The 18814-nt window shown below is 27.2% G+C and carries 19 protein-coding genes; 15 read left to right on the top strand and 4 right to left on the bottom strand.

The window, feature by feature from the left end:
* Together AVBRAN12654_RS08330 and AVBRAN12654_RS08335 are read left to right on the top strand one after the other, a co-directional pair.
* Positions 1 to 867, top strand: an 867-nt coding sequence (locus AVBRAN12654_RS08330) for a BspA family leucine-rich repeat surface protein (RefSeq protein ID WP_336614282.1), incomplete at its 5' end; no start/stop codon positions are given.
* Between the two features lie 4 nt (positions 868 to 871).
* Positions 872 to 1072, top strand: coding sequence for a hypothetical protein (locus AVBRAN12654_RS08335; RefSeq protein WP_336614283.1), 201 nt, complete (start codon positions 872 to 874; stop codon positions 1070 to 1072).
* A gap of 208 nt (positions 1073 to 1280) precedes the next feature.
* On the opposite strand, the gene tilS is transcribed toward AVBRAN12654_RS08335, so the two are convergent.
* Together tilS and rimO are read right to left on the bottom strand one after the other, a co-directional pair.
* A complete protein-coding gene (tilS, locus tag AVBRAN12654_RS08340; protein WP_336614284.1) occupies positions 1281 to 2279 on the bottom strand; it encodes a tRNA lysidine(34) synthetase TilS in 999 nt (332 codons plus the stop codon).
* On the bottom strand, positions 2269 to 3582 hold the full coding sequence (gene rimO, locus AVBRAN12654_RS08345; protein ID WP_336614285.1) for a 30S ribosomal protein S12 methylthiotransferase RimO: 1314 nt from the start codon (positions 3580 to 3582) through the stop codon (positions 2269 to 2271). Before rimO ends, tilS begins: the two co-directional genes overlap by 11 nt.
* A gap of 80 nt (positions 3583 to 3662) precedes the next feature.
* On the opposite strand from rimO, the gene prfB reads away from it, so the two are divergent.
* The 8 genes from prfB (at position 3663) to citF (ending at position 10789) form a co-directional block, all read left to right on the top strand.
* On the top strand, positions 3663 to 4763 hold the full coding sequence (gene prfB / locus AVBRAN12654_RS08350; protein WP_214118087.1) for a peptide chain release factor 2: 1101 nt from the start codon (positions 3663 to 3665) through the stop codon (positions 4761 to 4763).
* 23 nt (positions 4764 to 4786) lie between these two features.
* Positions 4787 to 5224: a TM2 domain-containing protein gene (locus AVBRAN12654_RS08355; protein ID WP_214118085.1), complete on the top strand. Its 438-nt coding sequence runs from the start codon at positions 4787 to 4789 to the stop codon at positions 5222 to 5224.
* 67 nt (positions 5225 to 5291) lie between these two features.
* The gene (locus AVBRAN12654_RS08360) at positions 5292 to 6092 is read left to right on the top strand and encodes a DnaJ domain-containing protein (protein WP_275591982.1); all 801 of its coding nucleotides are present in this window, start codon (positions 5292 to 5294) and stop codon (positions 6090 to 6092) included.
* A 9-nt stretch (positions 6093 to 6101) separates the two neighbouring features.
* Complete coding sequence (locus AVBRAN12654_RS08365; RefSeq protein WP_214118083.1) at positions 6102 to 7013, top strand: SDR family NAD(P)-dependent oxidoreductase; 912 nt, start codon at positions 6102 to 6104, stop codon at positions 7011 to 7013.
* Positions 7013 to 8011 (top strand): [citrate (pro-3S)-lyase] ligase, encoded by a 999-nt coding sequence (gene citC / locus AVBRAN12654_RS08370; protein ID WP_336607441.1) that lies wholly within the window; start codon positions 7013 to 7015, stop codon positions 8009 to 8011. Before AVBRAN12654_RS08365 ends, citC begins: the two co-directional genes overlap by 1 nt.
* Before the next feature lie 56 nt (positions 8012 to 8067).
* Positions 8068 to 8358 (top strand): citrate lyase acyl carrier protein, encoded by a 291-nt coding sequence (gene citD, locus AVBRAN12654_RS08375; RefSeq protein WP_239802947.1) that lies wholly within the window; start codon positions 8068 to 8070, stop codon positions 8356 to 8358.
* A complete protein-coding gene (locus tag AVBRAN12654_RS08380; RefSeq protein ID WP_214118078.1) occupies positions 8352 to 9242 on the top strand; it encodes an aldolase/citrate lyase family protein in 891 nt (296 codons plus the stop codon). The genes citD and AVBRAN12654_RS08380 overlap by 7 nt, the downstream gene beginning before the upstream one ends.
* A 2-nt stretch (positions 9243 to 9244) precedes the next feature.
* Positions 9245 to 10789 (top strand): citrate lyase subunit alpha, encoded by a 1545-nt coding sequence (citF, locus tag AVBRAN12654_RS08385; protein WP_214118076.1) that lies wholly within the window; start codon positions 9245 to 9247, stop codon positions 10787 to 10789.
* Between the two features lie 226 nt (positions 10790 to 11015).
* Here citF and AVBRAN12654_RS08390 read toward each other — a convergent pair whose 3' ends face one another.
* A complete protein-coding gene (locus AVBRAN12654_RS08390; protein ID WP_214119886.1) occupies positions 11016 to 11375 on the bottom strand; it encodes a cupin domain-containing protein in 360 nt (119 codons plus the stop codon).
* 57 nt (positions 11376 to 11432) lie between these two features.
* Complete coding sequence (locus AVBRAN12654_RS08395) at positions 11433 to 11855, bottom strand: MarR family transcriptional regulator (RefSeq protein ID WP_336614286.1); 423 nt, start codon at positions 11853 to 11855, stop codon at positions 11433 to 11435.
* Between the two features lie 105 nt (positions 11856 to 11960).
* Here AVBRAN12654_RS08395 and AVBRAN12654_RS08400 point away from each other — a divergent pair, with 105 nt between their 5' ends.
* The 5 genes from AVBRAN12654_RS08400 (at position 11961) to aldA (ending at position 18534) form a co-directional block, all read left to right on the top strand.
* Positions 11961 to 12884, top strand: coding sequence for a hypothetical protein (locus tag AVBRAN12654_RS08400; RefSeq protein WP_336614287.1), 924 nt, complete (start codon positions 11961 to 11963; stop codon positions 12882 to 12884).
* A 68-nt stretch (positions 12885 to 12952) separates the two neighbouring features.
* Positions 12953 to 13810 carry a metallo-beta-lactamase gene (gene bla, locus AVBRAN12654_RS08405; protein WP_336614288.1) on the top strand — a complete coding sequence of 286 codons (858 nt, stop codon included), beginning with the start codon at positions 12953 to 12955 and terminating at the stop codon, positions 13808 to 13810.
* Between the two features lie 30 nt (positions 13811 to 13840).
* A complete protein-coding gene (locus AVBRAN12654_RS08410) occupies positions 13841 to 14263 on the top strand; it encodes a MarR family winged helix-turn-helix transcriptional regulator (RefSeq protein WP_336614289.1) in 423 nt (140 codons plus the stop codon).
* A 712-nt stretch (positions 14264 to 14975) separates the two neighbouring features.
* The gene (locus AVBRAN12654_RS08415) at positions 14976 to 16925 is read left to right on the top strand and encodes a BCCT family transporter (RefSeq protein WP_336614290.1); all 1950 of its coding nucleotides are present in this window, start codon (positions 14976 to 14978) and stop codon (positions 16923 to 16925) included.
* Positions 16926 to 17091: 166 nt separating this feature from the next.
* Complete coding sequence (aldA, locus tag AVBRAN12654_RS08420) at positions 17092 to 18534, top strand: aldehyde dehydrogenase (protein ID WP_336614291.1); 1443 nt, start codon at positions 17092 to 17094, stop codon at positions 18532 to 18534.
* The last annotated feature ends 280 nt before the right edge of the window (positions 18535 to 18814 follow it).

The raw sequence follows: 18814 nt of genomic DNA on the forward strand, positions 1-18814 counted from the left end.
GGTATGTTTGGCGGTTGCAAGAAATTTAATCAGGCTTTATACTTTGATATTTCAAAAGTTACAGATATTAGTTATATGTTTTTTGATTGTGAAAACTTTAATAAAACTTTAAACTTTGATACTTCAAATATAGCAAATATGAGTAGTTTATTTAGTGGTTGTATTAAATTTAATCAAGTTGTGAATTTTAATACTACAAATGTGAAAGATATGAGTTTTATGTTTAATAATTGCAAAAAATTTAATCAACCACTAAATTTTGATACTTCAAATGTAACTAATATGTTTTCTATGTTAGCAGGATGTGAAAACTTTAATCAACCACTAAATTTTGATACTTCAAATGTAACTAATATGAATAGTTTATTTAACAGATGTTTTCAGTTTAATCAGCCTTTAAATTTCAACACCGAAAAAGTTATAGATATGGGTTATATGTTTTCTGATTGTAAGAATTTTAATCAACCATTAGACTTTGATACTTCAAATACTCTTAGTATGCGTAATATGTTTAGAACTTGCAAGAAATTTAATCAGCCTTTAAATTTCAATACTTCAAATGTAACTGATATGGCTTGTATGTTCTATGATTGCGAAGATTTTAATCAAGCTTTAAATTTTAAAACTTTAAAAGTTAAAAATATGAGTTCTATGTTTTATAATTGTAAAAACTTTAATCAAATTTTAAAATTTACTATCTATAAAGTTGATTCTATGATTAATATTTTTGATGGTTGTAAAAAATTAGAACAATTACCTACGTTTTACACAGAATATTGTAAGAGAAATAATAATAAAGAATACAGTAGTATAGGTATAGCACAACAAGTAGAAATTGAAACAGAATTTTTACATTTTTTAAAATAGCAAAATGCCAATAGCACCAAAGCCAAGTAAGTTTATTTGTAAAGATTGTGGGTATTCAGTGGTGATAATTCATAAAAGCGATTGCCTAAGTGCAAATGATTTACCACCATCTAAATGCCCTAAATGTAAAAATAGTGTTTGTTATGACAGAAAAAGAGCTAATACATTTGATATAGCTTTAGCAAAATTAAAGGAGATTTTATGAAAAAAATATAATTTAAAAATAAAGAAGAGTTACTATAAAACAACAAATTCGCTTGAAGTAAATTAAATATTTTTTATTTATATTTTAAAAATGATTAAAATTGTAGTTATTGGTTTTATTAAAAATTACTATAAAATAAGCAAATTAAGTATTAAATCATTATCTTAAATATTTAATCTTTACATAAAAAAATTCCTAAAATCAAATATCAATAATTATTATGAGTTGATTTTAGGTTTTTTGTAAGATTTATTAATTCATTTAGCTTTATATTATTTAACGCTAGGAAAAATCTAAGATTTTTTGGCACTTTTGCTAGTCTATAAGCGTCTTTTTGCTCCTTACTAAGCTTTGTAATAGCCTTTAAAAAAACCATAAAAAATCCTTTATAAAAGCAAACACAAACACAATCAGTCCTAAAATAAAGCTCGGCTTCGTTGTTTTTATTTAGCTGGTTTTTTAGCTCTAATTTTTGCTTTGATGAGCTTACAAAACCTAGTTTTTTAATAGCTTTATCTAAAGAATTTTCATCTTTACAAAAATAAATTCCTTTATAAACCAAGCTATCTTTACATATTTTACTCTTATCAAATTCTAAATATTTTAAAGTATTTCTTATGCCATTTGCGTAGTGTTTTACAAAATCATTTGCATAATTTAATCTAATTTCGTTTCTTTTATATTTGGTATTAAAATTACTTTCATCTTGAAAATATTTATAACTATTCTCATTTAAATACAGCATAATTTCATCTTTGCTAGTATTAATTAATGGGCGAATTATTTTATAATTTTTCCTTGTATCAATCCCGTTAAAACCCAATAGATTGCATAATCCCGCACCTTTTGTAATTTGCATTAAAAACCACTCAAACCTATCATTTAAATTATGAGCTACTATTAAATTATCATAATCTTGCATTAATTCATCAAAAAAGTCATATCTATATTTTCTAGCATTACTTTCAAAATTATTATTATCAAGATTTACTTTTTTAGTAAAGATTTTTTTATTATGAGCTTTTGCTAATTTTATAGCGCTTTGCTCTTCGTTATTTGAATTAATTCTAGTCTGATAATTCACAAGGCATAAATCAAACTCACAAAGTTCTAAAAGTGCATAAAAAAGTGCCGTGCTATCAGTCCCGTGTGAAAATGCTAAAAGGTTTTTTTTACCTTTTAGCTCTTCTAAATATTCAATTCTCATAGCGTCTAATTGCAGTTGCTATTAGGGTTTTTTCATGCACTTGAGTAATTTTACAAACTATTAAATCACCCACTTTTAGCTCTCCTATCTCACTTTCATTTATTAAGATTTCTCCATCTATATCTCTATCAAATAAAAGCGGCTTAGCACCTATAAAAAACTCGCCTTCGCTAGATTCTCCTAAACAACTTGCTATTATTTCTTGATTTAGCATTTTTTCAAAACTTGCATTGATTTTAGCATCTACGATTTTTTCAATCTTTTTTAGCCTACTTTTAATAGTATTTGCATTGATTTGTTGCATTGAGTAAGCGGCGGTATCTTCTTCTTTTGAATATGCAAACACGCTAATTCTATCAAAATCAAATTCTTTAATAAACTCGCATAAATCTTCAAAATCTTCTTCACTTTCTCCTGGGTGTCCTACGATAAAACCAGTTCTTAAAAAGCTATTAGGAGCTGCTCTCATTTGCTCTAAAAAGCTAATAGCCTTAGCCTTATCATAGCCACGCTTCATAATTTTTAATAATTTATCGCTTGAGTGTTGAAGTGGCATATCAAAATAATTCACAAATACTTTTGAATTAATTATTTTAGTAATTACACTAGGCTTAATTGAGCTTGGGTATAGGTATAAAATTCTAGCAGCCTTTATGCCTTCAATTTTTTCAATTTCTGAAATTAAATTCTCTAAACCATCGCTAATTTTTAAGTCTTTTAAATAAGAGCTTGTATCTTGAGCAATGAATGAAAAATCATAAAATCCCCTAGCAACTAAGCCTTTAACTTCAGTTACTACATCATCTATTGGGCGAGATTTTAACTTGCCTTTAAATGTAGGAATAGCACAAAAGCTACAGGTTTGATTGCAACCTTCAGCGATTTTTATATAAGCGTGAGTATTTGAGCCTGTTATTACTCTTTGAGTATTTGCGTCTTGTAAATATACAAAATCTCTAAATCTACTTTCACGACTTGCTATTAATTCATCAATTTTTGCATACTCGCTAACTCCTGCAAATAAATCAACTTCGGGTAATTCTTTAACCAATTCATCTTTATATCTTTGCATTAAGCAGCCAGTTACTACTAAAATTGAGCCTTTTTTTCTAATTTCGTGTAGTTCTAAAATAGCATTAATACTTTCAATTTTTGCACTTTTTATAAAGCCACAAGTATTTACTATCAATACATCAGCTTCACTTGCTTCATTAGTAATTTCATATTCTTTTAAGCGACCTAGCATAATTTCACTATCAACTAAGTTTTTATTACAGCCTAAACTTTGTAAAAATAATTTCATTTAAATTCCTTTTAAAAAAGCTATTATCTTAATAAATTTTAGCTAAGATTTGCCTTTAAAATACAACTACGGAGCAAAATTTGGATAATTATGAATTTAGTGAATTATTAAAAGAATTACAAATAAAACTTGACAATATAGAAAAAATAATCAAACCAAACGAGGCAAAAGAAAGAATAAAAGAAATAGAAAAAGAGCAAGAAGACCCAGCATTATGGGCTGATGCAAAAAGAGCGGCCGAGCTTGGTAAAGAAAAAACTAAATTAAATCAATTAGTATCAAAATATGAAATTGCAAATAGTGAATTAGTAGGCACTAGCGAGTTGTTTGAACTTGCGGTAAAAGAAAATGATTATGAGACTTTAGAAGCTTTATTTATAGATAGTCCTAATTTAGAAGAAACTATTAAAAGTCTTGAAATATCAATGCTTTTAAGTGGAGAAAACGATACTAAAAACGCAATTATTAATATTCACCCAGGAGCAGGTGGAACGGAGAGTAATGATTGGGCGAGTATTGTTTATAGAATGTATTTGAGATTTTGTGAAAGAGAAGGCTTTAAAGTTGAAACACTAGATTATCAAGAAGGCGATGAAGCAGGGATAAAAGATGTTAGCTTTGTTGCTCGTGGGCTTAATGCTTATGGGTATTTTAAGGCTGAACACGGGGTTCATAGACTTGTAAGAATTAGCCCATTTGATAGCAATGCTAGACGCCATACTAGTTTTTGTAGTGTAATTGTTGCACCTGAAATTGATGATGATATAGAAATTGAAATTGAAGAAAAAGATATAAGAATTGATTATTATAGAGCAAGTGGTGCAGGTGGTCAGCATGTAAATAAAACAGAAAGTGCAGTAAGAATTACTCATATTCCAACAGGAATTGTAGTGCAATGCCAAAACGATAGAAGTCAGCATAAAAACAAAGCCACAGCTTATAAAATGCTTCGTTCAAGATTATATGAACTTGAAATGGAGAAATTAAACGATGGAAAAGATACAGGGGGAGTTGGCGAAAATAGTTTCGGGCATCAAATTCGCTCGTATGTTTTAGCTCCTTATCAGCAAGTAAAAGACGCTAGAAGTAATGAAGCATTTAGCCAAGTTGATGCGATACTTGATGGTGATATTAAAAAAATGATAGAAGGTGTATTAATTGCACTTAAGGATAATGATTAATAGTGAATTTTTAAAGGCAAAAAATGACTGAAGAACAAATATCTTATCTTCAAGATAGACTAAGAACGCAGGATTTAGAAACTATAAAAGATAAGAATTTGTCTAAGAATATTTGTTTAAAAGACCCAAATTTAGGTTTTATGCTAGCGGCTACGATAGGAATTTGTGGTATTGATAGGATTTATAAGGGTGATTTTATTTTAGCATTTATAAAGTTTTTATTATTTTTTTCTTTTACAATTATTTTATTAATGGCGATGACTGAGATTAAAGTTGTAGAAAAAATTTATAGTTTATTTTTCCATCGTAGTGACGGACTTATTGCTTTTCTTTGTTTTTTATTTTTGGGATTTTTATTAACCATTATATATGTTATAGAATTATTTGCTATAGCAAATGGTATTCGCAAGGAAAATTACAAAAAAGTTTTAGCTTACATTGAAGGCTATGATAAAAAATAAAAATTTGATTATTACAAAGGAAAAACGATAATTTCCAAAAGATTTTAAGTGTTATAAAGGAAGAAAATTGAATATATTTTTATTATTAATAATAATTTTAGCAATTATAGGATTTATTACAGGTAAGGGTATTATTAGAACCATAATATCATTTTTTGCGATAATATTAGGGACTATTTTAACGGCTATTTTAGGGCTTATTGGAGCAATTTTATTACCTTTATTTTTTAAAGGAAATATTTTAAATAATCAATTTACTAAAATGAAAGGCGGATATGCTGAATACCTAGTCGCACTTATTGCAAAAATAGCTAAACTTGATGGAGTAATTTCGCCTAAAGAAGCCGAATTTATAAAATTAATACTAGATAATAATTCTTATAATTTAGTTGAGCGTGAGAGATTAAAAAAGGTTTTTAAAGAAGCTAAAGAAAATCCAGAAAATTATAGGATAGTGGCACAAGAGCTTAAAAATAATTTTATTTTAAGCAAAAATGAAAAGCTTAATATTATGCAAAGTTTGCTTTATTGTGCGAGTATTGATGGTTTTAGTGAAAAAAAGATTTTTGCGTTAAAAGAAATTGCAGAGATTTTTGGCGTTACACAAGAATTTGCACAATTTATAAATTTTGGCAACAATAACAAACAAAATAATAATAAAATTAAAAAAGACCCTTATGAGGTTTTAGAATTAAGTCCTAATGCTAGTTTAGTTGAAGTAAAAGCAGCATATAGAAGACTTGCGAAAAAATATCATCCTGATGTGTTAAACACAAAAAATCTTAGCGAAAGCGAGCTAAGAGCAGGGATAGAGAAATTTCATGAGATTAATGAAGCTTATGAGATTTTAAAACAAAAATTAAGTTAAGGAAGTAAAGTGGTAGTTTTAATAACAGGTGTTGCAGGATATATTGGCTCAGCCACTGCATCTGGATTTTTAGAAGCTGGGCATAAGGTAATTGGAATTGATAATTTAAGCGGTAAAAACAAAAAAGCTATAAAAAATATAAAAAAATATTATGAAGTTGATTTTTATGAAGTTGATATTTCAAATAGCGAAGCTTTAGAAGATGTAATGTCAAGATTTAAAATTGATATGGTATTTCATTTTGCAGCAACTAGCAATGAGAATTTTAGTAAAAAAGATAATCTAACTTTTTATGAAAACAATATCATAAATCTTTTTAAATTATTAAAAGCTATGAAAAAATTTAAAGTTAAGACTTTAATATATCCATCAAGTATATTTGCTAATGTAGGATTGGAAAATACCTGTGATGCTTATGTTAAGACAAAAATCTTAGCTGAAAATATGATACAAGATTATGCTAGAAGCAATTCTGATTTTTCTTATGCAATTTTAAGATATTGCAATATTGCAGGATATTATTCTAAGATATTTTTAGGAGAATTTGAACATTATTCAATTATTAAAAATATCACAAGAATTGCTTGCGGTAAGTCTGAATTAGGTCGTGATTTTAACTATGATGAGAATTATCATTTCGCACATATTGATGATATTGTTAATATTAATTTAAAAGTAGCTAGCGAGCTTTATACAACCAAAGAAAATATATGCACTACAATAGCTAGCAAAGAAAGTATAAGTGTAGAAAATCTAATTAAATTAGTAGAAAAGTTAAGCAAAAAAGAAATAGATATAACAATAGCTTTAAAAAATGACCATTGCGATAAAATTAAGTCTTGTAATTTATTAAAATATGAATTAGAGTATTCAATAGAAGATATTTGCAAAAATCAATTAGAACACGAAGCTAGGTTTTAATGTTTAGATATTTATTATTAGCTTATGAAAGAGAAAAATTAGAATTATTTTTAAAAAGATTTGATTTAAAATGCGATGAAGATATAGAATATGCTTTAGTTTATGAAGAAAATGAAGAGATTAAAGCAAGTGCTTGTATAAGCGGTAATATTGTAAAATGTATAGCAATTGATAAATCTTTACAAGGTAATAATTTTAGTGCTACTTTACTAACTCAAATTGCAGATAAATTAAGAGAATTAAATATAAATGAATATTTTATATTTACAAAGCCTTGTAATGTAAAAGTATTTGAGAGTTTAGGGCTTTATTTATTATGTCTTACAAAAGATGTTGCGTTATTTGAAAATACAAAATTAAATTATGAAAATTATAAATTTGAACTAGCTAAACATTATAAAAAAGCAAAAAAAATTGGCTCAATTGTAATGAATTTAAATCCTATGAGTAAAGGGCATTTATATTTAATTCAAAAAGCCTTAAAACACTGCGAAATCTTGCATATATTTATTTTAAGCGAAGATTTAAGTATGTTTAATACAAAAGCAAGGCTTGAGATTGTAAGAAATGAATTAAAAGATTATAAAAACATAATAATTCACGAAAGTAAAAATTATATTATTTCAAAAGCTACTTTTCCTACATATTTTTTAAAGGATAATGCTAATGTTAATGAGATTTATTCAAGGCTTGATATTACATTATTTGCTACAAAAATAGCACCTATTTTAGGGATAAATATGAGATTTTTTGGGACAGAACCAAAAGATAAAATAACAAAAGATTACAACCAAAAAGCAAAAGAAATTTTAAAAGAATTTAAAATCAAATTCTATGAAATCAGTAGAGCTAGAATAAATAAAAAAGTAATAAGTGCAAGTAGGATTAGAAAAATTATTTTAAATGATAAGGATTATTTAAATAATAAGGAGTTAAAATCCCTTTGTGCTAATTCAACTTATGAGTATTTAAAAAACAATTTAATAACTAAAAATTAAGTTATCTTTGTAATAATAAAAGAAAACTTAAAAAATTTAATTAATTAGGAGATTTGATGATTACAACTATTGCAAGTGCTGGTTCATTAGAATCAGGCGATGTTTTAATTAGTGTAAGTCCTGCTAATGTGGGAAGGAAAATTGAATTAAATTCTAGTGTTTATAAACAATTTGGAGAACAAATATTAGCTAGCGTTAATGAAGTATTAGATGAATATGATATTAAAAATGTAACAATAAAAATAGAAGATAAAGGAGCGCTTGATTTAGTAATTCGTGCAAGACTTAAAACTGCTATTTTTAGAGCTAGTTTAAAAGATTATGATTGGGAGAGTGAATTATGCTAAATAAAGATAGACTTAGAAGAAGTATGATGTTCTTGCCCGGAAATGCACCTGCAAAATTAATAGACGCACATATTTATGGAAGTGATTCTATTATGATTGACTTAGAAGATGCAGTAAGTATTTCAGCAAAAGATGCGGCTAGAATGCTAACTTATGAAACTCTTAAAAAGATTAATTATGGTTCAACTGAAGTTGTTGTAAGAATAAATGCTTTAAATTCTCCTTACGGAAGAGATGATGTAATAGCTATGGTTAGTGCTGGAGTTGATGTTATAAGACTTCCAAAGACTGATAATGCAAACGAAGTTAAAGAAGTAGATGAATTAATAAGCGAAGTTGAGCATAAATTAAATCGTCCTAAAAAAACTTTAATTCTAGCAGCAATTGAGAGTGCTACTGGGGTTATTAATGCTTGTGAGATTGCAAAGGCAAGTGATAGATTAATGGGGATTGCTCTTGGAGCTGAAGATTATGTAACGAATTTAAAAACAACTAGAAGCAAACACGCAATGGAGCTTTATTATGCAAGAGAGCAGATAATTCACGCAGCAAGAAGCAATAATTTATATTGTTTTGACACCGTTTTTTCAAATATAAAAGATAAAGTTGCATTTGCTGAAGAAGTGCAATTTATAAAAGACTTAGGTTTTGATGGCAAATCAGTAGTTCATCCAAGTCAAATCAAAATAGTTCATGATATTTATACTCCAAAAGAAAAAGAAATAATAGATGCTTTAAAAGTAGTAAATGCAGCTAAAGAAGCTGAAAAAAATAGCATAGGTGTAATTGCAGTTGATGGCAAAATGGTAGATGGTCCAATTATTATTAGAGCTTTAAGAGTGCTTGAATTAGCTAAAGCTAGTGGTCTTTATAAAGGAGAATGATTATGTATAAAGTAAATGCAGTTAATAGAAAAATACCTAATAAAATTGCTAATTATAAAGATGTAGTTGTATATAGTGGAGAATTAAAACAACCAAAAGAGCGTAAAATCGGTGCAGCTATTAGAGTTGGCAAAAAAGAAGATAAATTAGTCTCAAGTATAAAAGACGCTATTATAAAATCAGGCTTAAAAGATGGTATGACAATAAGTTTTCATCACCATTTTAGAAGTGGAGATTATATTTTAAATCTAGTTTTAGAAGAAATAAGCAAGCTAGGTATTAAAAATCTTTGTGTAGCAGCAAGCTCTCTTTCAACTTGCCATAAACCTTTAATTGAGCATATTAAAAATGGTGTTGTAACAAGTCTTCAAACAAGTGGTCTAAGAGAGCCATTGGGTTCTTTTATTAGTAATGGTGGATTAAAAACTCCTGTAATTATTAGAAGTCATGGTGGTCGTGCTAGAGCTATTGAGGATGGTTCGCTTAAAATTGATGTAGCATTTATTGGTGCTCCAAGTTGTGATAAATTTGGTAATCTTAATGGTTATACAGGCAAATCTGCGTGTGGTAGTTTAGGCTATGCTAAGGTTGATGCTATGTATGCTAATAAAGTTATTGCAATTACTGATAATTTAGTAGATGGAATAAATCTTCCTGCTAGTATTGACCAAACTATGGTGGATTTTGTTTGTGAGATTGAGAGTATTGGCGATCCAAAAGGTATAGTATCAGGTGCAATTCGTTTTAATGATAATCCAAGAGATATTTTAATAGCTGAAAATGCTTTAAAATGTATCTTAGCATCAGGTTTATTTAAAAATGGCTTTAGTTTCCAAACAGGAGCTGCTGGTGCTTCTTTAGCAGTAACTAAGCTTTTAAAAGAAGAGATGATTAAGCATAATATCACTGCTAGTTTAGGTGTTGGTGGTATCACTGCTGCTTTAGTTGATTTGCATGAAAATGGTTTGATGGATGCGCTTTTTGATACTCAAAGTTTTGATTTAGATGCTGTTAGCTCACTTGCAAAAAACCCAAAACATTATGAAATATCAGCATCTTTTTATGCAAATCCAAATCTAGTTACTCCAGCGGTAAATCAATTAGATTTTGTAATGTTAGGAGCGCTTGAGATTGATACGAATTTCAATGTAAATGTAATTACTACTTCAACAGGTGTTATTAATCAAGCAATAGGCGGACACCAAGATACTGCTGAAGGTGCAAAAATTGCAATGATTTTAGCACCATTAATTCGTGCTAGAATTCCAATCGTAGTTGATAATGTAAGCACGATTTGCACTCCAGGAGCAAATGTTGATGTGGTTTGCACTGATTACGGAATTGCAGTAAATCCTAAAAGAACTGATTTAATAGAGAATTTCACAAAAGCAGGTATTAAATTATATACTATTGAAGAACTAAAAGAAATGGCAGAAAAAATCACAGGCAAACCAGCTAGTATTAAATTTGGCGATGAGGTAGTAGGCGTTGTAGAATATCGTGATGGCAGCGTTTTAGATGTGATTTATAAATCTTTACAAAATTAGGAATTTATTTCCTAATTTTATTACCAAATTACACATATTAAACTCAATTTTTAAGTATTTCTTGTTTATTTAATTAAAACAATTTAAAGTATAAGATATTTAAGGAGAGTTTTATGTGGATTGGAAGAAATGATGGCGAAGAAAGTATTCATAACAGAGTTTTTAAATGTTTGAATACTTATTTGATTAATATATTTGCTTAACTTAGGATTGCTCCTAAGTTAAATTACTCTACTACACCATCACTAAAAGTGTATTGGGTTAGAGAATTTTCTTTTGCTTGAATACAGATATAATTTAGTTTAGTTTTTGCAAAAATCTGTCTTTTTACACTAGGTGCAACTCTAATTATATCTCCTGTTTTAATTAAAATTAGTTCATTATCTAACTTTATTTCCCCGTTACCATCTAAGATAATATAAACTTCTTCGTTTTCTTTATGATGATGAACAAAAGGCACATTAGTATTTGCTTCCATTGTGTTAATACTTATTTCACAAGATGTAAATCCTAAAGCTTCTTTTAAATCAATTCTTTGAATATTTTTAAATTCTCCTAGACTTTTTACGCTAAATCCATTACTCATTTTAACTCCTTTTTAGTTTGATAACGAACTATTTTTGCATAAAAAGTTAAATATATTTTAATTTTTTATGTTATTTAGCATTTTTTTTAACAATTCTTCTAAAAATAACTCTTCTGCTTTTGAAAAGTTTTTAAGTAATTTTTCAAAAACTATATTTGATACTTCTTCAAATATTGGTTTTAAATCTAAAGTTTTTTGAGTTGCTTTTATTAAATACATTCTACTATCGTTACTACTTTGGCTTTTTGTGATATATCCATTTTGTTCTAATTTGTCTATTAAAGAGCTAATTGTAGCCTTGCTTCTATGTATTTTTTGTGCTATTTGAACCATACAATATTCTTTTTCATCAAATAATATATTTAAAATATCAGCGTGAGAAAAGGATAAATCAAATTCTACTCTTTTGCTAAGTTCTTTTAAAATCAATTCATTTGATAGTTCTTTTATTCTTCCCATTAAAAATAAGCTTGAGTTCATATTTTGTCCTTATAATTTTTTTTATTATATAAAAATATTAAAAAATTTATTGAATTTTTTAAAAAGTAAAAGATATTTTTGCTAAATTTAAAAAAAGGAGTAAAAATGTCTGATAAATTTTTAAAGAAATTTAGAATTTGTTTTGCTAGGAATACTAAAAGATTAATGTTAAATTACAAAAGAGAGTTTAAAAGGCTTTATTTTAATTATTTTAAATTATTAAAACTCGCCAATATATTTGTAAAAATTATGAGATTTTCTTTAGTTTTAATAACTTTTGTTTCTGTAATAGCTTATACAAAATATTATTTATTTGAAGTTGGGTATTTGCCTAGATTTGATTTTAATTTATTACTTACATTTGGATATGTGTGTTTTGTTTATTCTATTTTTATAGGGATTATTCCTTATGTTATGATTGAATTTGTTGTGCTTTTAGCTTGTAAAAGAAAAAAGTCAAATAAATTTGGCTTTAAAATTCTTAATTTTTTGTATGAAAGAGTATTTTTATTATTTGTAATTATAGTAATTATCATAATTGAATTAGTATTTTTAAGTTTAGTTCAAATATATCAAAACGAAAATGTAACTTTTCCAACGATAAATCATTGCTTAAATGTTATGATGGCTATATTTATTACTTTATGTTTTTTTGCATATTTTTTTAAAAGATTTAGTTTGATTATAAAAATTATTTGGATAATTTGCTCTATTTGGTATTTTTTTAGTCTTGATATTAAAGTTGTTAAATTAGCCAATATTGGTGGGTTTAGAACTGATATTGTGGTTAGTAAAAATAGTTTATATATGAGTTATTTTATAAATTATAAAAAGCTAGATATTAATGATTGTGATATTAAAAAAGGAGAGAAAAATATCTGTAAATTAAGCGATGGAAATTATGTATTAAAAGATGTATTGATTTTATCTAGCTTAAGTGATGTTGTTTATATAGAGCTTAATTTAAATAATAAAGCCCAAACGCTAGACTTTAAACAAAGCGAAATAGAAATAATTAATAGGTTTTAAGTTTGTTATTAATTTTTATGGTGTAAATTTAATACGCATACATATTAATTTTTAAAGAAAGGTCTAGTATGAAAAGATTTGCAACGATTTTATTTTGTGCATTTAGTATTTTAGGTGCTAATTTATTAGCTAATGATGACACGCCTCCTAAGGAGCTTTTACAATTATTACACGACCATACTCCGCTAAAGCCTACTAAGGTTTTTGATGATGTTTATTGTCTTGGGACAAAAAGCGTTGTAGCATACGCAATAACAACTAGCGAAGGCATAATTTTAATTGATGCTATGTGGGATAATGATGATGCAAAAGTGATTGAAAATGGGTTAAAAGCTTATAATTTAGACCCAAAAGATGTAAAAATTGTCTTAATTACTCATGGACATGGCGATCATTATGGTGGGGCTAAGTATTTTCAAGATAAATATAATGCAAAAGTTATGATGAGTGCTATTGATAAGGATTTTATGTATTCATACAACGAAGGCCCAAATGACCCAAAATACCCTAAGCCAACGATTAATCATTTACTAAAAGATAAAGAAATAATAAAGCTCGGTAATAAAGAAATCAAAACTTTCTTAACCCCAGGGCATACCATAGGAACTACTTCAATTATCTTTGAAAGCTCGTTTAATGGTAAGAAATTTAATGTATTTTTATGGGGTGGAAATGGAATTTCAAAAGATAAAAATCTACAAATTGCTTATAATAAATCTTTAGATGAGTTTAAAAAAGAGCTTGATAAAAACAATGTAGTAGCAAAGCTAGAATCGCATTTGTTTCAGGATAATGGATATGAAAAATTAGAAAATATTTATAATAATAATTTCAAAACTCATCCATATATCATAGGAAAAGAAGGCATAGATGCTTGGTATAAAGAATATAAAGGACATATAAAAGCAAAATTAAATAACAATTAATAGTTAAAATAGCAGTTGTAAGGAGATAATATGAATATAGGTATTAAAATCTGTGCGACTGCTAGGATTATTTATCAGTATTTACATAAATTATTTTTAGACTTAGACATTACACCTGAACAATGGATAGTATTAAATGCTTTATGCAAAAGCCCAAAAATCTCACAAAAAGAGCTTTCAGAACTTACCCAAAAAGACCAAAACACAATAAAAGCAATAGTTGATAAGCTTGTTTTAAAAGACTTAGTTATTAGAAAAACTAATCAAAATGATAAAAGAGCCTTTATTTTAAGTCCTACAAAAAAAGCCAAAGAATTAGCACTAATTTGCACCAAAATAGACAATATTATGTTAGATAAAATTCTAAGTGTTTTTAAAGATAAAAATGAGCTTGATTATTTTATAAATAAGCTAGATAATATACAAAAGATTATTGAAAATGAAAGAAATTAAAGAGATTTTGCTAAATATATTTTTATTGAATTTTCATATAGATTTATCTAAAAAACTTTATTTTAAATTCCTAGCTTTACTAGGTATATTTTTTGTTTTTTTATATATTATTTGAATATGTTTTTCAAATTTTAAATATATCTTTTGTATTTATTTTTCTTTATATTCTAGGCATTAGCTTGGTTTATAGGGTTAAGAAAGTATATAAAAATATTTTATTGATTTTATTTTTATCTTATCCTTTTATAAATTATTATTTATTAAAAAGTGAAGTTTTATTTTTAGGGTTTAATTTTATATTTTTATTGTTGTTTTTATTTATAATGATTTTTGCAAATCTTAATACTAATATAAACACTAATACAAGTCAAAAATCTTTACTTATTAAGTTATTTATATTAGCTATTTTAATTCTAAATATGCTGATATATCAATCTTTTTTAAAATCTTATAATATTTTAATTTTAGATTTTTTAAGTGTATTTGCATATTATAATTTTTATTTTTTATTATTATCTTTTATGATTATTACATATATATTTATAAAAAATTTATTAAAAATTATATAATTTTTTTTGAAGAAATTGATATAAAAAATTTTTTAGGTTAATGGCTAATTTTTCTTTTATATAGACAAATTATGTAATTATCATCTAAATCTTGCAAATCTCATTAACTAAGCCTTGTTAGACTGAAAACGCAAGGAGAAAATATGAAGATAAAAACGAGTTTTTTACCCGCTGTGTTTGTTCCAAGCATAGTATTTATTGTAATTTTAGTTTTACTAAGTATATTTTTACCAGAATTTACAAGTAGTATTTTGAATAATATTAAAACTTCAGTTTTTACTAATTTTTCTTGGTTTTTTATACTTAGTGTTAGTTTTTTTGTAGGATTTATGGTCTTATTAGCTTTATCTAAATTTGGAGATATAAAATTAGGTAAAGATGATGATGAGCCTAGTTTTAGCTTTTTTTCTTGGCTTTCTATGTTGTTTGCTACTGGAATGGGTGTTGGGCTTATGTATTTTGGTGTGGCTGAGCCTATAATTCATAAAAAATCATTAAATATAGATGATAAAGAAGCTTTAATTCATACTCTATTTCACTGGGGAATTCATCCTTGGGCTATTTATGGGGTTTGTGCTTTAGCTATGGCTTATTTTGGTTTTCGTTATAAAATGCCTTTAACTTTAAGAAGTGCTTTTTATCCTTTTTTAAAAGATAAAATTTACGGATTTTGGGGCAATGTTATTGATATTTTGGCATTAATTGTAACCGTTTTTGGAATTAGCACAACACTTGGATATTCTGCAAGTTCTTTAAATGCAGGACTTGTTAATATTGCTTGGCTTAGTGATATTTCATTTAGCGAACAAGCTATTATTATATTAATAGTTGTTAGTTTATCTACTATTTCAGCTATTAGTGGAGTTAATAAAGGGCTTAAAATATTAAGCGAGATTAATTTGCTTTTAGCATTTTTACTAATGATTTTTGTATTAGTTAGTGGTGATTTGGTTGAGCTATTATCTGATTTTAGTTCTAATTTAGGGTTATATTTTTCAAATATAGTTGAGTTTAGTTTTAAAACCTATACATATAATAAAGATTATATTAGCTGGTTTAATTCTTGGACTATTTTTTATTGGGCTTGGTGGCTTAGTTGGGCGCCTTTTGTTGGCTTTTTTATAGCAAAGATTTCTCGTGGTAGAACTATTAGAGAATTTATATTTGGAGTTTTGATTGTTCCTACTTCTTTTAATGTTTTATGGTTTAGTGTATTTGGAAATTCTGCTTTAAAATATAATGAAATTTTAAGTAATTTTTCTCAAAGTTCTGAAAAATTATTATTTGAGTTTTTAAATCTTTTACCATTTTCACAAATTAGCACTATTTTAGCTCTAGTAGTTTTAGTTTTATTTTTTATAACTTCCGCTGATAGTGGGATATTTGTTTTAAATTCTTTAGCAAGTGGTGGTAAAGAAAAACCTTATAAATGGCAAAGCATTTTATGGGGCATTAGTTTAATTGCTATTGCAATATCTTTATCATATTCTGGTGGTCTTGATACTATTTTAAGCGTTACTATGATAGTTGCACTTCCGTTTGCTTTAATGCTTGTAATTATGTGTGCATCACTACTTAAAGGCTTAATAGTTGATAGTAGGTATTTTAATACAAGAGTTAGTAAGGCTAGTGTTTATTGGAGTGGGGATTTTTGGGAACAAAGGCTTGATTTGATTTTAAAACAATCTCAAATAAAAGATATGCAAGAGTTTTTAAATGAGCTTGTAAAACCTGCTATGCAAAAGATTTGCGATAAATTAAGCGAGCGTGGATTAAAAGCACTAATAAAAGAAGAAAAAAATAAAATTAGTTTAGTGATTAAAAAAGACTTATCAAAAGATTTTATTTATGGGGTAAAAATAGAAAAACACGAAGTAAATAAAACCTTATTAGATGATGAGAATTTGCCTAATTTATCAAAGGAATTTGAATATAGACCTATAACATTTTTTGGCGATGATAGACTAGGTTATGATATAAAATATTTAAATGAAAAAGAAATAATAGTAGATATTTTAAAGCATTATGAAAGATATTTAAATCTTTTAGATGATAGCTCAAATGAAATATTTACAATGGGTTATAGAAAATAACTTTTATAGAATTTGAAATGCTTATTTCAAATTCTTTTTTTTAAAAATACTAAAGTGTTACTTTTTTTCACATTCTCGTAAAAAAATTATAATTTTTTTTGAATATACAAAAATAATTAATATTCCTTGATAAGATATTTCAAAATCATTTAAAAAAGGAGAAGTTATGAAGAGTTATCAAATGTATATTGATGGTGAGTTTGTTGCTGAAAAAAGAGAAATGGCACCTGTTTATAATCCTGCTACAAAAGAGCAAGTTAGTGAGTATCCACTAGGCACAAGAGATGATGCTAAAAGAGCGCTTGAAGCTGCAAAAAGAGCGGGTAAAAACTGGGAAGCACTTCCAGCTATTGAACGCGCAAATTACCTTAAAAAAATCGCACAATTAATTCGTAGAGATAGAGTAAAGCTAGCTGATATTTTACAAGAAGAGCAAGGCAAGGTTAGAGGTTTAGCTGAAGTTGAGATTGATTTTGCGGCTGATTATTTAGATTATATGGCAGGATTTGCAAGAACTTATGAAGGCGAAATTATTCAAAGCGATAGAGCAAATGAAAATATCTTTTTATTTAGAACTGCAATTGGTGTTACGACAGGAATTTTACCTTGGAATTTCCCGTTTTTCTTAATAGTTAGAAAACTTGCACCTGCATTTGTAACAGGAAATACAATAGTAATTAAACCAAGTAGCGAAACTCCAAACAACGCATTTGAGTTTGCAAAATTAGCTCACGAAGCTGGAGTTCCTAAAGGAGTTTTCTCACTTGTTAGCGGAAAAGGAAGTGAGGTTGGAGATGAGCTAAGCTCAAACCCACTAATTGGAATGGTAAGTGTAACAGGTAGCGTAGAAGCTGGAGTTAGAGTTATGCAAGCAGCCGCAAAAAATGTTATAAAAGTAAATCTTGAGCTTGGTGGAAAAGCACCTGCAATAGTATGCAAAGATGCAAATATGGATTTAGTAATTCCTGCAATTAAAGCAAGTAGAATTTGTAATAACGGACAAGTTTGCAATTGTGCTGAGCGTGTTTATGTGCATAAATCAAGATATGATGAGTTTATTAATAAAATGGCTGATGAATTTAGCAAAATTACATTCGGAAATACTGCAAAAGGTAATTTTGATATGGGGCCACTTGTAAATGAAGCAGGTGTTAAAAATGCTGATGCAATGCTAAAACGCGCACTTGAGCAAGGTGCAAAATTAGAAGTTGGTGGCAAGATAACTGATACTAGTGGATATTTCTATCCTGCAACACTTTTAAGTAATGCAGACCACAAAAGCGATATCATGCAAAAAGAAATCTTTGCGCCGATTTTACCAGTTACAAGTTTTGATACACTAGATGAAGCAATTGATATGGCAAATGATTGTGAATACGGGCTTACAAGTAGTATTTATACAGAAAATCTAAACACAGCTATGAGAGCTTGCCGTGAGATTAAGTTTGGCGAAACTTATATCAATCGTGAGAATTTTGAAGCTATGCAAGGCTTTCACGCAGGATTTAGAAAGAGTGGCATAGGTGGTGCTGATGGTAAGCACGGACTTTATGAATACCTTGCAACTCATGTTGTTTATCTTGATTACAATACTAAATTCAACGGCTAAAAATAGGAGCTTTTTAGCTCCTAAAATTATAAAATATTTTAATTTTAATTCAAATATATTTTTTAAGTTTATTTTAAATTAAGAAATAAATGTTACATTTGTTATTTATTTGTTTAAACTAAATTTAAAGGAAAAACAATGACTTGCACCTATCAAGACTTAATTCATAAACCAATAAAACAACATTCAAACAATCATTCTTGTAATCACTCACACCATAACCACTCCCATAATCATTCACAAGAACACCATAATCACTCCCACGAACACCACAATCATT

The organism is Campylobacter sp. RM12654 (assembly GCF_020137585.1).
In the GTDB taxonomy this organism is placed as follows: Bacteria; Campylobacterota; Campylobacteria; order Campylobacterales; family Campylobacteraceae; genus Campylobacter_E.

Excerpts from the sequence above, each read along its gene's own strand:
- bla (WP_336614288.1), top strand. The coding sequence starts at position 12,953 with ATGAAAAGATTTGCAACGATTTTATTTTGTGCATTTAGTATTTTAGGT.
- AVBRAN12654_RS08395 (WP_336614286.1), bottom strand. The coding sequence starts at position 11,855 with ATGAACTCAAGCTTATTTTTAATGGGAAGAATAAAAGAACTATCAAAT.
- AVBRAN12654_RS08410 (WP_336614289.1), top strand. The coding sequence starts at position 13,841 with ATGAATATAGGTATTAAAATCTGTGCGACTGCTAGGATTATTTATCAG.
- AVBRAN12654_RS08380 (WP_214118078.1), top strand. The coding sequence starts at position 8,352 with ATGCTAAATAAAGATAGACTTAGAAGAAGTATGATGTTCTTGCCCGGA.
- AVBRAN12654_RS08335 (WP_336614283.1), top strand. The coding sequence starts at position 872 with ATGCCAATAGCACCAAAGCCAAGTAAGTTTATTTGTAAAGATTGTGGG.
- citF (WP_214118076.1), top strand. The coding sequence starts at position 9,245 with ATGTATAAAGTAAATGCAGTTAATAGAAAAATACCTAATAAAATTGCT.
- citD (WP_239802947.1), top strand. The coding sequence starts at position 8,068 with ATGATTACAACTATTGCAAGTGCTGGTTCATTAGAATCAGGCGATGTT.
- aldA (WP_336614291.1), top strand. The coding sequence starts at position 17,092 with ATGAAGAGTTATCAAATGTATATTGATGGTGAGTTTGTTGCTGAAAAA.
- citC (WP_336607441.1), top strand. The coding sequence starts at position 7,013 with ATGTTTAGATATTTATTATTAGCTTATGAAAGAGAAAAATTAGAATTA.
- AVBRAN12654_RS08390 (WP_214119886.1), bottom strand. The coding sequence starts at position 11,375 with ATGAGTAATGGATTTAGCGTAAAAAGTCTAGGAGAATTTAAAAATATT.
- tilS (WP_336614284.1), bottom strand. The coding sequence starts at position 2,279 with ATGAGAATTGAATATTTAGAAGAGCTAAAAGGTAAAAAAAACCTTTTA.
- AVBRAN12654_RS08355 (WP_214118085.1), top strand. The coding sequence starts at position 4,787 with ATGACTGAAGAACAAATATCTTATCTTCAAGATAGACTAAGAACGCAG.
- AVBRAN12654_RS08415 (WP_336614290.1), top strand. The coding sequence starts at position 14,976 with ATGAAGATAAAAACGAGTTTTTTACCCGCTGTGTTTGTTCCAAGCATA.
- rimO (WP_336614285.1), bottom strand. The coding sequence starts at position 3,582 with ATGAAATTATTTTTACAAAGTTTAGGCTGTAATAAAAACTTAGTTGAT.
- AVBRAN12654_RS08400 (WP_336614287.1), top strand. The coding sequence starts at position 11,961 with ATGTCTGATAAATTTTTAAAGAAATTTAGAATTTGTTTTGCTAGGAAT.